Raw genomic sequence first — 13,643 nt, forward strand, 5'->3', positions numbered from 1 at the left:
CCACCTTGACCGCGGCTCACACTTGGCGTCATACCGTGAACGGGTAGGTCTCCGGGGCCTCGCCTCGGTCCCAGCGCTCGGTGCGATCCAGCGGCTCGAGGGCGCCGGTCTCGTCGATGTGGATCACCGCGTCGAACTGCTCGGCGAGGTCGACGTTGAAGTAGTGGCTGTACCGCTCGGTCTCGGGCCGGTAGATCACGCCGATCGCGCGTTCGAGTCGCGGCCTGCGCAGTGCCTCGGCGGCGCGCGGCGCCTCGTCGAACCGCAGCATGAACTCCTTGCGGCCGACCTGGTGGAACAGCTCCTCGACGCTCCCTGCCAGGCCCGGGCGCACCCGCCGCCGCAGTGCCGAGCCGCCCCAGTCCTCGGCGGCGGTCACCGTGCCGGTGTAGGTCGTGAACCCGACCGACCGCGATGCTCTGGGGTGCCGCTCGCGGACCAACTGCCCGAGGTTGATCTCCCCGCGCTCGCCCGCGTCGGTGGCGCGGGCGTCGCCGAGGTGGGAGTTGTGCGCCCACACCACGATCTTCGCCGGCTCGCCCCGCTGCTCGCCGAGATGAGCGGCCAGCGCGTCGAGCGTGTCGGCCATGTGCGTGTCGCGCAGGTTCCACGAGTCGACCGAGTCGCCGAACATGGTCCGGTAGTACTCCTCGGCCGCCTGGACGGTGTGGGCGTTCCGCTCGGCGTAGAAGCGGTCGTCCTCGGCCAGTAGCCCGTCGCGCCGGGCCGCTTCGAGTCCGTGGCGCTGGAGGTCGAGGAGCTGCTCGAGCACCTCGTCCTCGCAGGAGACCCCGGCGCCGAACGCGGCGGCGTACCCGTAGGCCTGGCCGTCGTCGCGCCCGCGGTGGTCCAGGCACGAGTAGCGCCGGCGGGCGCGCTCGGCCGCGTCCGGGTCGATGCGGTCCAGGTATGCGATGACCTCGTCGATGGACCGGTGGAGGCTGTAGAGGTCCAAGCCGTAGAAGCCCGCGGGTGCCTCGGCCGCGTCGTTGCGGGCCCGCAGCCATTCGGCGAACTCGACGACCTTGATGTTGCGCCACATCCAGGTCGGGAACCGTTGGAAGCCGCGCAGCGCCTCCTCGGCGGTGCCGTCGTCGCCTTGGCCGCGGACGTAGCGGTTCACGCGGTAGGCGTCGGGCCAGTCGGCTTCGACGGCCACGGCGCAGAAGCCCTTGGATTCGATGAGCCGGCGCGTCAGCCGCTCCCGGGAGGAGTAGAACTCCTCGCTGCCGTGGGAGGCCTCGCCTAGCAGCACGAATCGCGCGTCTCCGACCAGCTCCAGCCACGTCTCGTCCTCCGGGACGCCGTCGGCGACGGGGCGGGCTTCGGCGCGCACGATCGCGGCCTCCGAGTCCGGTCCGGGGTTGCCGCCGGGCGGGTCGGCGGCGGTCTCGGCGGCGAGGAGCTCGCGGACCTCGTCGTCGGTGGTCTGGCCGAAGTCGCGGTAAGACTGGCCGACGGCGCTGAACGGTTCGGGGGTGGTCGCGCAGACCATCTCGTCGACCGTCTCGCCGATCTCGAGCGACACGCTCACCGGCGCGGTCGGTATCGCCACGGCCAGATGCGACGGGTGGAGCCGGCGGACGGCCTCGATCGCCGCCTTCATGGTCGCGCCGGTGGCCAGACCGTCGTCGACGAGGATCACGGTCTTGCCGCGCAGCTCCGGCGGCGGACGGTCGCCGCGGTAGGCGCGTTCGCGGCGGCGCAGCTCGGCGCCCTCGCTCGCGGCGGTGCGGTCGAGTTGGTCGGGCGTGACGCCGAAGCCCTCGATGACGCGGTCGTTGGTGATGATGACGTCGCCGGTCGCGATCGCCCCCATCGCGAGCTCCTCGTGGCCCGGCACGCCGAGTTTGCGGACGGTGAAGACGTCCAGCGGCGCTCCGAGCGCCTCGGCGACCTCGAAGGCCACGGGCACGCCGCCGCGCGGCAGCGCCAGCACCTGGACGTCGGAGCGTCCCCGGTAGTGGTCGAGCAGATTGGCGAGCGCGTGCCCGGCGTCGCGTCGGTCGCGGAACACCTGTTCAGGCATGTCGGAGGAGATGCCCGCCGCCGGAGGGCCCTAAACCGGACGCCCGGTCCCCGTACGGGAACCGGGCGTCTTCAGGTCTGGTCAGGCGGCGACGGGCGCGGTCCGGTAGATCCGGATGGTCGCGATCACCAGCAGGGTGGTGAGGAGGCCGTAGACGACGATCCCGCCGGTCATGTTCGCCAGGCTCACGCCGCCGACCGTCGCCAGCGCCGGGAGGGCGCCGCCGGCGGTCATCTGCAGGCAGCCCATGAACGCCGAGGCCGTTCCGGCGACCTTCGGCTCCTGCGACGACATCGCCGCCGCGCCGAGGTTCGGGAAGATGACGCCGCAGCCGAACATCATCACCGCGATGCCCGTCGGCACCGTCACGAGGTTGTCGATGCCGAGCAGCTGCACGCCGGTGAGCACCGCGACGCCGGACATCGAGATCGTCAGGCCGACGACCATGCGCCGGCTGGAGCCGACGCGGTCGATGAGGAACATGTTGGTCTGGTTGCCGGCCAGCAGGGAGAGGGTGCCGACCGCGAAGATCGCCGAGTACATGCCGGCCGAGGCGCCCATCTCGTTCTGCGAGATGAAGCTGAAGGTCGACACGTAGGTGAACAGCATCGAGAAGTTGAGGCAGACCGCCAGGGTCGGGGCGATGAAGTGCTTGTCGCGCACCAGGCGGCCCACGGTCGCCATGAACTCGCGGCCGTTGAGCGTCTGGCGCTGGTCGGCCGGGAGGCTCTCGGGCAGGTACCGCCACACCAAGGTCGTGGCCAGCGCCGACATGAGCGCCATGAACACGAAGATGACCGGCCACGGTCCGATGTTGATCAGCTGTGCTCCGATGATCGGTCCGAGCATCGGAGCGAGCATGGTGATGAACAGCATCTTGGCGGTGAAGCGGGTCATGTCGTCGCCGACGAAGTGGTCGCGGATGACCGCGCGGGCGATGACCATGCCGGCCGCGCCCGAGAGTCCTTGGGCGAAGCGGATGGCGATCAGCTGGTCGGCGCTGGTGGCGACCGCGCACAGCAGCGCGGTCACGGTGAACACCCCCATGCCGATCAGGAGGGGGATGCGGCGTCCGAAGCGGTCCGACAGCGGACCGATGACGGCCTGCCCGACGGCCAGACCGACCATCATGGAGGTCAGGGTGAGCTGGATGTGGTTCTCGGTCGAGCCGAGCGCCTCGGCCATGTCCGGGAACGCGGGGAGGTAGAGGTCGGTCGCCAGCGGCGCGGTCGCCGTGAGGGCGCCGAGGACGAACACCATCATGAAGATGAAGCGGCGCGAGTGGCCGTTCGCGACGGCCACAGGGTTGAACGCAGCAGCGGACACAGTCAACTCACAAAGTCGTTGGTGGAGAATTGGGGAGCCGGGCTCATGGTCGCCGTTGTCGAGGCCCGTGCCGGTTCGAGCCTAACGCCACGCCTAGCCGGTCGGCAAGTAGTTTATGGGCCACGCCACGAGCGTCACGGAACCCGGCTGTCGTCCCATCCGGATAAGCTGACGCGAACGACCGAACGGAGGAGCGAGTGCGCGTCATGGGGATCGATCCGGGACTGACCCGCTGCGGTGTGGGCATCGTGGAAGGCCGACCCGGCGCGCCCGGCAAGATGATCGCCGTCGACGTCATCCGCACCGATCCCGCCGCCGACCTCGCCGACCGGCTCCTCGAACTCGACGACGGCCTGCGAGGCCACCTCGAATCGTACGAACCCGAAGCCGTTGCCGTCGAGCGAGTATTCAGCCAGCACAACGTCGCCAGCGTCATCGGCACCGCCCAGGCCTCCGGCATCGCGCTCCTCGCCGCCGCCCGGGCCGGGCTCCCCGCCGCCACCTACACTCCCTCGGAAGCCAAGGCCGCCATCTGCGGCAACGGCACCGCTGACAAGCGCCAGGTGACCGCCATGATCACCCGCATCCTGCGGCTGACCGATCCGCCCAAGCCCGCCGACGCCGCCGACGCGCTGGCGATCGCGGTCTGTCACCTTTGGAGAGGCGCGTTGAAGGCCAAGCTCACCGCCGCGCAGCAGAGGGGGCCGCGATGATCGCCCAACTCACCGGCACCGTCGCCGCAGTCGGCGAAGCCTACGCCGTGGTCGACGTCGGCGGGGTCGGCTACGCCGTCCACGCCGGCCCCCACACGCTCGCGGGCCTCAAGGTCGGCTCGAGCGCCGTCCTCCACGTCTCCACCATCGTCCGCGAGGACTCAATCACCCTCTTCGGTTTCAACACCCCCGACGAACGCGACCTGTTCGAACTGCTCCAGACCGCACAGAAGATCGGGCCGCGCATCGCCCGAGACGCCGTCGAAGCCCTCCGCCCCGACGTCATCCGCCGCGCCATCGCCACCGGCGACACCGCCACCCTCTCCCGCATCCCCGGCATCGGCAAGAAGAGCGCCGAGCGGATCGTCCTCGACCTGGCCGACAAGATCGGACCGGTCGACACCGGCATCCCCAAGCAGGCCGGCTCCCGCCCCGGCGGCTGGCGCACCCAGGTCAGCCAAGGCCTCCAGGCCCTCGGCTGGTCCGCCGCCGACGCCAAGACCGCCATCGAGAAGCTCGACGCCGAGGGCGTCGACGGAACCGACGTCCCTACGCTGTTGAAGCAAGCCATCCGACTGCTCGGGAAGCGATAGGCCATGGACGACTCCGAACACACCGCCGAGACCGGCATCAGCTCCGACGAGTGGGACAAGGCCCTGACCGCCGCCGAAGCCTCCGAGCTCGACCGGGTCGCCGAAGCGGGCATCCGGCCGGGCAAGCTCGACGACGTCATCGGCCAGGGTCGGGTCCGCGAGCAGATCAGCCTCCTGCTCGAAGGCGCCAGGCGCCGCGGCGCCGCCCCCGACCACCTCCTCCTGTCGGGCCCCCCGGGCCTCGGCAAGACCACCCTGGCCATGATCGTCGCCGCCGAACTCGGCGTCGGCCTGCGCCAGACCTCCGGACCGGCCATCGAGCGGTCCGGCGACCTGGCCGCGATCCTCACCAGCCTCGGCCCCGGCGAAGTCCTGTTCATCGACGAGATCCACCGCATGGCCCGTCCCGCCGAAGAGCTGCTCTACACCGCCATGGAGGACTTCCGCGTCGACGTGATCGTCGGCAAGGGCCCCGGCGCCACCGCCATCCCGCTCGAACTCGAACCGTTCACCCTCGTCGGCGCCACCACCCGCGCCGGGCTCCTCACCGGGCCCCTGCGCGACCGCTTCGGCTTCCTCGGACAGCTCGAATTCTACGAGCACGCCGAACTCGAGGCCATCGTCGAACGCTCATCGGGCATCCTCGGCGTCGAGATCACCGCCGAGGGCGCCGCCGAGATCGCCTCCCGCTCCCGCGGCACCCCCCGCATCGCCAACCGCCTGCTGCGCCGCGTGCGCGACTTCGCGCAGGTCCGCGCCGACGGCACCATCGATGCCACCGTCGCCGCCGAGGCGCTCGCCCTCTACGACGTCGACGAGCTCGGCCTCGACCGGCTCGACCGCGCCGTCCTCGCCGCCCTGGTCAAGACCTTCGGCGGCGGCCCCGTCGGCCTGACCACCCTGGCCGTCGCCGTCGGTGAGCAGTCCGACACCGTCGAGGAGGTCTGCGAGCCGTTCCTGGTGCGCGCCGGACTGCTCGCCCGGACCCCCAGAGGGCGCGTGGCCACCGCCGACGCATGGCGGCACCTGGGCCTCGATCCGCCGCCCACCGAAGGGCTCTTCGGCGGCGACGCCGCGTAGGGTGGGGTATGTCGGGACGTCCGCGATAGACTCCGGCCACGTCTCGAGCAACCATCCGACAACGAAAGGCACGCCGTGCTCTCAGCTGTAGACGTCCTCGCGCAGGACGACGCCGGAGGCAGCAGCAACCTGCTCTTCCTGGTCATGATCGTGGGCTTCATCGTGCTCATGTACTTCGTCATGATCCGCCCGCAGAAGAAGCGCCAGCGCGAGCAGCAGCAAATGCAGTCGCAGGTCGACGCGGGAGCCAAGGTCATGACCATCGGCGGCCTGTACGGCACCGTCGTCGACTCCGACGAGGAGACGGTGACGCTGGAGGCCTCCGACGACGTCTTCCTGGTGTTCGCGCGCCAGGCCATCGCCCGCGTCCTCCCGACCGAGACCGAAGCCGCCGAGGTGACCGACGCGGCCCCGCTCTCCGACGAGGAGGCCACGCTCACCGACGAGGACCTGGAGCGTCTCCGCGCCACCGACGAAGGCGACGACAACGACAAGCACCCCGGCAAGTCGGACCGCAAGGAATACTAGAGCCCGCCTCGGGCTCGACCGCCCTTGCGAATCGTAGACAAGGCGGGGCAAAGCCTCTGATCGCGGCCGTCTAGAATGAGCCGCGCCGACATCGCGTGTGCCAGGCCACTCCCTCGGCGCGGCGCTCGACCGCGTCCAGGAACCGGAGGCCGGGACCGCCCAGGCGGGCATACCCCTTTGCCCGCCCGAGAACTGACCGAGGAAGAGACTGACCATTGCCGTCGAACATGGGTGCAACCACGGGCGCTGACCGCCCAAGGAAGAAGATCCAGCGCAAGCGCCTGCCCGTCGCCCCCTACTTCCTGGCGCTCCTGGCCGTGGTCGGGGTGCTCTGGGCCGCCGCGCTGGCAGGCGCCGGACTGAAGTTCCCCACCCCGAAACTGGGTCTCGACCTGCAGGGCGGGCTGTCGATGACGCTCACCGCCTACCTGCAGGGCACCGAGGAGGACCCGGGCCCCGAGACCATGGAGCAGGCGCGGCAGATCATCGAGTCCCGCGTCAACTCCACCGGTGTGGCCGAGCCCGAGGTCTACGTCGAGGGCAACGAGAACATCGTGGTCAACGTCGCCGGGCACGACACCGACGAGGACGCCCTGCGCGACGTCGGCGCTCCTGCTGAACTGCGCTTCCGCATCGTCACGCAGGCGACCACCGACACCTCCGGACTGGAGGGCCTCGCCGAGCAGGAGACCGGCGGCGAGGAGTCGACCGAGGGCGAAGGCGCCGAAGAAGGCGAGGAGGCGACCGACGAGCCCACCGACGAGGCGTCCGAGACCCCCTCCGAGGAGGCCTCCGAGGACAACTCCGGCGGCGCCCAGGTCGACACCTCCGACGAGGAGACCGACGAGCCGACCGGTGACGTCACGCTCGACGACGTGTGGGCCAAGGTCGGCCCCGAAGCCGCCGAACTGGCGCAGTCCCTGACCACCGCGCCCACCGACCAGGCATCCGTCGAGACCCTCGAGGTCTTCGGCGAGCTGACGCCCGAAGAAGTCGGCGTGCTGCCCGCGACCGTCCAGTTCTACGTCCCCAGCATCACCTGCGAGCAGCTCGACGCCCGCCCGCCGGGATCGGTCCAGGACCCCGACGTCGAAGTCACCGCCTGCTCGGCCCCCGAGGAGATCTCCGACGGGGAGGCCACCGGCAGCTACTCGTCCAAGTACCTGCTCCAGCCCGCGCAGGTCGTCGGCTCCGACGTCGCCAACGCCGACGTCGGCAACGACCCGGCCAACCCGACCCGATTCGTCGTCAACGTCGAGTTCACCGCCGACGGCGCCGAGCGCTGGGGCACGCTGACCAGCGAGAACGTCGGCCAAGACGTCGCGATCGTCCTCGACAACGAGGTCGTGAGCGCCCCGACGATCCGCGAGGCCTCCCGCAACTCGACGCAGATCTCCGGCGACTTCAGCGCCGACGAGGCCAATCAGCTGGCCGAGCAGCTCAACTTCGGCTCCCTGCCGATCCACTTCGTGGTCGAGACCGTCGACGAGGTCACCGCGACCCTCGGCGTCGAGCAGCTCGAGGCCGGCCTGCTGGCCATGGTCATCGGTCTGATCCTGGTGTTCCTGTACTGCCTGGCCTACTACCGGGTCCTGGGCTTCATCGTCCTCGGCAGCCTCCTGGCCGCCACCGTGGTGCTGTACCCGACCGTGTCGCTGCTCGGATCCCAGATCGGCCTGACGCTCACACTCGCGGGCGTCGCCGGCTTCGTGGTAGCCATCGGCATCACCGCCGACTCGTTCGTCGTCTACTTCGAACGGATCAAGGAGGAGATGCGCGACGGCCGCTCGGCCCGCTCGGCCGTGCCCCGCGCCTGGGTCCGCACCCGCCGCACCATCCTGTCGGCCAACACCATCTCGATCATCGCCGCGCTGGTCCTGTACTTCCTGGCGCTCGGCCCGGTCCGGGCGTTCGCCTTCGCGCTGGGACTGTCCACGCTGGTGAACATCCTGGTGGTGTTCCTGTTCACCCACCCGATCGCCGAATGGCTGGCCCGCGGCCGGGTCCTCAACAACGTCCACCTGTCCGGGCTCCACACCAGGGCGATCCCGGCCCCCGGCAAAGCGGCCTCGCGCGGCTAAGGAGCAGCCATGAGCACTCAGCAGAACAACGCCGACACCCCGAAGCGCTCCGTCTGGAGCCAGCTCTACCGCGGTGAGACCGACTTCGAGTTCGTCGCCAACCGCAGGCGCTGGTACCTCGGATCGGCAATCGTCATCGCCGCCTGCATCGCGATCATGCTCGTCAAGGGCTTCTCCCTGGGCATCGACTTCGCCGGCGGCAACCAGTACACCGTTCCCGCCGGCGGCTCCACGCTCACCGAGGTGGAGAACGCCGCCGCCTCGGCGGGAGCGGAGGTCGCCTCCGGGCAGATCGCCGGCGCCGGAGCCGACCAGTCCTACATCATCCGCACCGCCGCGACCGATATCGACACCTCCCAGGAGATCCGCCGGGCGATCGCCGAGGAGGTCGGCATCTCGACCGACGAGATCTCCGTCTCCGAGGTCTCGGCGACCTGGGGCGAGGCGGTGTCGCAGAAGGCGCTCATCGCGCTGATCGTGTTCCTGATCCTCATCACCATATTCATCTGGCTGCGGTTCGAACGGCGCATGGCGATCGCCGCGCTCGCCGCCCTCGGGCACGACCTGGTGCTGACCGCCGGGGTGTTCTCGCTGGTCGGATTCGAGGTCACGCCCTCGACCATGGTCGGGATGCTGACGATCCTCGCGTACTCGCTCTACGACACCGTGGTCGTGTTCGACAAGGTGCAGGAGAACACCGCGAACCTGCTCCAGACCCGGCGGCAGACCTTCGCCGAAGGGGTCAACGAGGCGATCAACGAGACGCTCATGCGCTCGCTGAACACCTCCCTCATCGGCGCGCTGCCGGTGGGCGCGCTGCTGTTCATCGGCGTGGGCATGCTCGGCGTCGGCACCCTGAAGGACCTGGCGCTGGTGCTGTTCGTCGGCATCGTCACCGGTACCTACTCCTCGGTCTTCCTGGCCGCGCCGTGGGTGGTCGACATGGCCGAGCGCAGCCCGGTCTACAAGAAGCACAACAAGAAGATCGCCAACAAGCGCGCGGGCACCGGCGGGGACGACGACGAGGACGCCCTGCCGCGGGCCAAGACCGACGACATCCCGATCGAGCTGCTCGACGAGGAGCCGGCGGGAGCGGGGGCCCCGCGCCAAGGCGGCGGGCCGCGTTCGGGCGGCGCCCGTCCGCAGCAGCGCCGCAAGAAGCGCCGCTGATCGACATACGAAGCGGGGGCTCATGATCCGGCCGGATCACGAGCCCCCGTCACATTCTGGCCGCTTCTAGCGCCCTTCATCCTCGATGTCCGAAGCGGACTCCCCGCCCTGGTCCCGCCCGCGCCCGAGCAACTCCTCCGCCTCGTCTCCCAGAGGCGAGTTCTCGATCCTGTCGCCCAGCGGAGAGTCCTTGGCCCTGTCGAACGCGTCGCCCGCCTTCTCCCTGGCGTCGTCGGCGAACCCTTCGGCCCTGTCCTTCATCTCGTTGAACTTGTCCCCGATGCCCACGATGAAACCCCCTCTTGGTGTGAGTCAGTCATCACTATAGGCATCGATCGGCACAGCGGGAGCGTCTCGCCGAAGAGTACGCCGACCGAGTGGCGTACACCCGGAGTCGACCCCGACATGCGACTCCGGGCCGATTCGGCCGCGCCCGCCGCCGCCCTACCGTCGCCGCAGGCACCCAGCACGGCAGGAGAGCGACATGAGCGACCCCACGAACCCCCGAGCCCGGACCGCCGTCGTCATCGGCGGGGGAGTGGCCGGACCGGTCACGGCCATGGCCCTGCGCCGAGCCGGCATCGAAGCGGTCGTCTACGAGGCCCGCGAGCCGGGCCACGGCACCGCCGGCGGCCCGCTCTCACTGGCCTCCAACGGCCAGGCCGCGCTCGCGCTCGTCGGCGCCGACGACGTCCTCGACGCCGCGGCGACCCCGACGCCGCGGATGATCATCCAGAGCCACACCGGCAAAGTCCTCGGCGAGATCACCGACCGCGTAGGGCAGCGGCCCCGCCTGACCCTCCCGCGCGGCGCTCTGGCCGAGGCCCTCCAGCGGCGCGCCGCCGAGCAAAGCGTCAAGATCGTCTACGGCAGGCGGTTCGTCGACGCCGTGGACACCGGCGGCAGCGTCATCGCCCAGTTCGACGACCACACCACCGCCGAGGCCGACATCCTCGTCGGCTGCGACGGCGTCCGGTCGGACGTGCGCGGCCGCATCGATCCGCGCGCCCCAGAACCCCGCTACACCGGCCTGCTCAGCTTCGGCGGCTATGTCGACGGCACGGGCCTGCCCGACACCGGCGGCGCCCAGCACTTCGTCTTCGGCCGCCGCGCCTTCCTCGGCTATCAGGTCGAAGGGACCGAATGCGCCTGGTTCGCCAACCTGCCGGTCAAACGCGCCACCCGCGCCGACGTCCGCGCCCCGGCCTTCCACCACTGGGTCGAGCGGCTGCGAGCGGCCTTCGCCCGCGACCAGACGCCGGCGCTCGCGATCCTGGACCGGGTCACCGCCGCGAACTTCGCCCCCGTTCACCTGCTGGAGGACCTGCCCCGGCTGCCGCGCTGGTCGAAGGGCCGCATGGTGCTGGTCGGGGACGCCGCGCACGCCACCTCGCCGTCGTCGGGCCAGGGCGCCTCCCTGGCGATCGAGTCGGCCGTCGAGCTGGCGCGGTGTCTTCGGGACCTGCCGACCGAGGATGCCTTCAGCGCCTACCTGCGGCACCGCCGCGAGCGGGTGGAGCGCATCGCCGCGGCCGCCGCGCGCACCAACCAGAGCAAGGCCGCCGGCCCGATCGCGGCCCGCTTCAGGGACCTGCTGATGCCGTTCTTCCTGGAGAAGTTCAACACCCCCGAGCGGACGGCCTGGCAGTACGACTACCGCATCGACTGGGACCGGCGCGCCTGAGAGCGCCCGGCCTAAGCGCCCGAGTCGGCTCCGGTGAGCCGGTAGGCGTCGTAGACGCCGTCGATCTTGCGGATCACCTTGATGATGTGGTCCAGATGCTCGGGATTGGCCATCTCGAAGGTGAAACGCGACAAGGCCACCCGGTCGCGGGTGGTCGTCACCGTGGCCGAGAGGATCGAAACGCGCTCCCCGGAGAGGACCTGCGTGACGTCGGCCAGGAGCCGGTGGCGGTCGAGCGCCTCCACCTGGACGGTCGCCACGAAGGTGGCCTGGTCTTCCTCGTCGGACCAGTGGACCTCGACGACGCGGTCGGGCTGCAGCTCCACACGCTCCTCGGCGTTCTCGCAGTCGCGGCGGTGGATGCTGATCACGTGGTAGCGGGTGACGAACCCGATGATCGAGTCGCCCGGGATCGGGCTGCAGCAGTGTGCCAGCCGCACCGGCATGTCGCCGTCGCTCATGCCCGCCACCGTGACCGCGGCGTGGATGTCGCCGTGCTCCTCGGGGACGATCCGGGCCGGCTGCGTCGGCGCGGTCGCCTCGGCCATGTCCTCGGTGGCGCCCTCGGCGCCGCCCTGGACCTCCAGCAGCCGCTGGACCACCTGGTTCGGGCTGATGTGGTGCTCGCCGAGCGCGGCGTACAGCGCCTCGACGTCCTTGAGGTTCAGGTCCTTGGCCAGGGAGGTCAGGTTGTCTCTGGTGAGCATGCGCTGCATCGGCAGACGCCGTTTGCGCATCGCCCGCGTGAGCTCTTCCTTGCCCAGCTCGATGGCCTCTTCGCGCCGCTCGCGCTTGAAGCGCTGCTTGATCTTGGTGCGCGCCCGCGGGCTCTTGACGAAGTTGAGCCAGTCCTCGCTGGGGCCGGCGTCCTGGGAGTTCGAGGTGAAGATCTCGACCACGTCGCCGTTGGAGAGCGTCGACTCCAGCGGCACGATCTTGCCGTTGACCTGCGCACCGATGCACCGGTTGCCGACCTCGGTGTGGACGGCGTAGGCGAAGTCGACCGGCGTCGAACCGGCCGGCAGCGCGATCACGTCGCCCTTGGGCGTGAAGACGTACGCCTCCGAGGAGGCCAGGTCGAAGCGGAGCGCGTCGAGGAACTCCGACGGGTCGGCCGCCTCGCGCTGCCAGTCGAGCAGCTGCCGCAGCCACGCCATGTCGTCGATGTGGGCGGGCGGACCGGCCACCGTCGAGTTCTTGGTCTCCTTGTACTTCCAGTGCGCCGCGATGCCGTACTCGGCGGTGCGGTGCATCGCCCAGGTGCGGATCTGCATCTCGACCGGCTTGCCGTTCGGGCCGATGACCGTCGTGTGCAGCGACTGGTACATGTTGAACTTCGGCATCGCGATGTAGTCCTTGAAGCGCCCCGGCACCGGCTGCCAGTTCGCGTGGATCACCCCGAGCGCGGCGTAGCAGTCGCGCTCGTCGTCCACCAGGATGCGAAGTCCCACCAGGTCGTAGATGTCGTTGAAGTCGCGGCCGCGCACGATCATCTTCTGGTAGATCGAGTACAGGTGCTTCGGCCGGCCCGACACGTCCGCCTTGATGCGCGACTCCTTGAGCTGCTCCTTGACCTGCGCGGTCACCTGCTGGAGCAGCATCTCGCGCTGCGGGGAGTGCTCGGAGACCAGTCTGGCGATCTCGGCGTAGCGCTTCTTGTAGAGCGTGGCGAACGACAGGTCCTCCAGCTCCCACTTGATGGTGTTCATGCCCAGGCGGTGCGCCAGGGGAGCGAGGATTTCGAGCGTCTCGCGCGCCTTCTGTTCCTGCTTCTCGGGAGCCAGGAACGTCAGCGTGCGCATGTTGTGCAGGCGGTCGGCCAGCTTGATGACCAGCACCCGCGGGTCCTTGGCCATGGCGACGACCATCTTGCGGATCGTCTCGGCCTTGGCCGCGTCGCCGAGCTTGACCTTGTCGAGCTTGGTCACCCCGTCGACCAGGAGCGCGACCTCGCCGCCGAACTCGTCGGAGAGCTGGTCGAGCGTGTAGTCGGTGTCCTCGACCGTGTCGTGCAGCAGCGCGGCCACCAGCGTGTTGGTGTCCATGCCGAGCTCGGCGAGGATCGAGGCCACCGCGAGCGGGTGGGTGATGTACGGATCGCCGGACTTGCGGAACTGACCGCTGTGCAGGCGGTCGGCCTCCGTGTACGCCTGTTGCAGGAGCCGGACGTCTGCGCGCGGGTGCGCGGCGCGGTGGGTCGCGACCAGCGGTTCCAGCACTTCGGGCAACGTCGATGACTGCCAGGGCGCGTTGAAACGCGCGAGCCTGGCTCGCATTCGCCGCCCTGTGGGCGGGCCGACCGAGACGGCCTCCGAGCCGGAGGCCTGCGTCCCGGTGTCCGCGTTTTTGCCGCTGGGCCCTGCGGCTCGTTCGGTAACCACCGTCGCCTCCTAGAACTCGACTCGCCGGTATCGCTCATCAAGCTTAGGTTCCCATCCT

At 70.0% G+C, this 13,643-nt stretch carries 11 protein-coding genes; 7 read left to right on the forward strand and 4 right to left on the reverse strand.

What is annotated here, in order from left to right; translation table 11 throughout:
• Positions 1 to 28: 28 nt before the first annotated feature.
• Together ACYVL2_RS11150 and ACYVL2_RS11155 are read right to left on the reverse strand one after the other, a co-directional pair.
• A complete protein-coding gene (locus ACYVL2_RS11150) occupies positions 29 to 2,029 on the reverse strand; it encodes an erythromycin esterase family protein (RefSeq protein ID WP_460543199.1) in 2,001 nt (666 codons plus the stop codon).
• Between the two features lie 81 nt (positions 2,030 to 2,110).
• On the reverse strand, positions 2,111 to 3,331 hold the full coding sequence (locus tag ACYVL2_RS11155; protein ID WP_460543200.1) for a multidrug effflux MFS transporter: 1,221 nt from the start codon (positions 3,329 to 3,331) through the stop codon (positions 2,111 to 2,113).
• 221 nt (positions 3,332 to 3,552) lie between these two features.
• On the opposite strand from ACYVL2_RS11155, the gene ruvC reads away from it, so the two are divergent.
• The 6 genes from ruvC to secF all read left to right on the forward strand — a co-directional run bounded on the left by ruvC (position 3,553) and on the right by secF (position 9,520).
• Positions 3,553 to 4,068 carry a crossover junction endodeoxyribonuclease RuvC gene (gene ruvC, locus ACYVL2_RS11160; protein ID WP_460543202.1) on the forward strand — a complete coding sequence of 172 codons (516 nt, stop codon included), beginning with the start codon at positions 3,553 to 3,555 and terminating at the stop codon, positions 4,066 to 4,068.
• Positions 4,065 to 4,661 carry a Holliday junction branch migration protein RuvA gene (ruvA, locus tag ACYVL2_RS11165; RefSeq protein WP_460543204.1) on the forward strand — a complete coding sequence of 199 codons (597 nt, stop codon included), beginning with the start codon at positions 4,065 to 4,067 and terminating at the stop codon, positions 4,659 to 4,661. Before ruvC ends, ruvA begins: the two co-directional genes overlap by 4 nt.
• Before the next feature lie 3 nt (positions 4,662 to 4,664).
• Positions 4,665 to 5,741: a Holliday junction branch migration DNA helicase RuvB gene (ruvB, locus tag ACYVL2_RS11170; protein ID WP_460543206.1), complete on the forward strand. Its 1,077-nt coding sequence runs from the start codon at positions 4,665 to 4,667 to the stop codon at positions 5,739 to 5,741.
• A 75-nt stretch (positions 5,742 to 5,816) separates the two neighbouring features.
• Entirely contained in the window at positions 5,817 to 6,269 is a 453-nt protein-coding gene (gene yajC, locus ACYVL2_RS11175) for a preprotein translocase subunit YajC (protein ID WP_460543208.1), read from the forward strand.
• 227 nt (positions 6,270 to 6,496) lie between these two features.
• On the forward strand, positions 6,497 to 8,350 hold the full coding sequence (secD, locus tag ACYVL2_RS11180; RefSeq protein WP_460543210.1) for a protein translocase subunit SecD: 1,854 nt from the start codon (positions 6,497 to 6,499) through the stop codon (positions 8,348 to 8,350).
• Between the two features lie 9 nt (positions 8,351 to 8,359).
• Positions 8,360 to 9,520 (forward strand): protein translocase subunit SecF, encoded by a 1,161-nt coding sequence (secF, locus tag ACYVL2_RS11185; RefSeq protein ID WP_460543212.1) that lies wholly within the window; start codon positions 8,360 to 8,362, stop codon positions 9,518 to 9,520.
• Between the two features lie 66 nt (positions 9,521 to 9,586).
• Here the strand turns inward: secF and ACYVL2_RS11190 are convergent, their stop codons facing one another.
• Positions 9,587 to 9,808 carry a hypothetical protein gene (locus ACYVL2_RS11190; protein ID WP_460543214.1) on the reverse strand — a complete coding sequence of 74 codons (222 nt, stop codon included), beginning with the start codon at positions 9,806 to 9,808 and terminating at the stop codon, positions 9,587 to 9,589.
• 196 nt (positions 9,809 to 10,004) lie between these two features.
• Here ACYVL2_RS11190 and ACYVL2_RS11195 point away from each other — a divergent pair, with 196 nt between their 5' ends.
• A complete protein-coding gene (locus ACYVL2_RS11195) occupies positions 10,005 to 11,204 on the forward strand; it encodes an FAD-dependent oxidoreductase (RefSeq protein ID WP_460543216.1) in 1,200 nt (399 codons plus the stop codon).
• 11 nt (positions 11,205 to 11,215) lie between these two features.
• On the opposite strand, the gene ACYVL2_RS11200 is transcribed toward ACYVL2_RS11195, so the two are convergent.
• Positions 11,216 to 13,585: a RelA/SpoT family protein gene (locus ACYVL2_RS11200; protein WP_460543218.1), complete on the reverse strand. Its 2,370-nt coding sequence runs from the start codon at positions 13,583 to 13,585 to the stop codon at positions 11,216 to 11,218.
• Positions 13,586 to 13,643: the final 58 nt, after the last annotated feature.

It is taken from the genome of Glycomyces halotolerans (genome assembly GCF_054779575.1).

What these genes read in the sequence shown, in the direction of transcription:
- ACYVL2_RS11150 (WP_460543199.1), bottom strand. Translation starts at nt 2,029, where the DNA reads ATGCCTGAACAGGTGTTCCGCGACCGACGCGACGCCGGGCACGCGCTC.
- ruvA (WP_460543204.1), top strand. Translation starts at nt 4,065, where the DNA reads ATGATCGCCCAACTCACCGGCACCGTCGCCGCAGTCGGCGAAGCCTAC.
- ruvB (WP_460543206.1), top strand. Translation starts at nt 4,665, where the DNA reads ATGGACGACTCCGAACACACCGCCGAGACCGGCATCAGCTCCGACGAG.
- secD (WP_460543210.1), top strand. Translation starts at nt 6,497, where the DNA reads ATGGGTGCAACCACGGGCGCTGACCGCCCAAGGAAGAAGATCCAGCGC.
- secF (WP_460543212.1), top strand. Translation starts at nt 8,360, where the DNA reads ATGAGCACTCAGCAGAACAACGCCGACACCCCGAAGCGCTCCGTCTGG.
- ACYVL2_RS11195 (WP_460543216.1), top strand. Translation starts at nt 10,005, where the DNA reads ATGAGCGACCCCACGAACCCCCGAGCCCGGACCGCCGTCGTCATCGGC.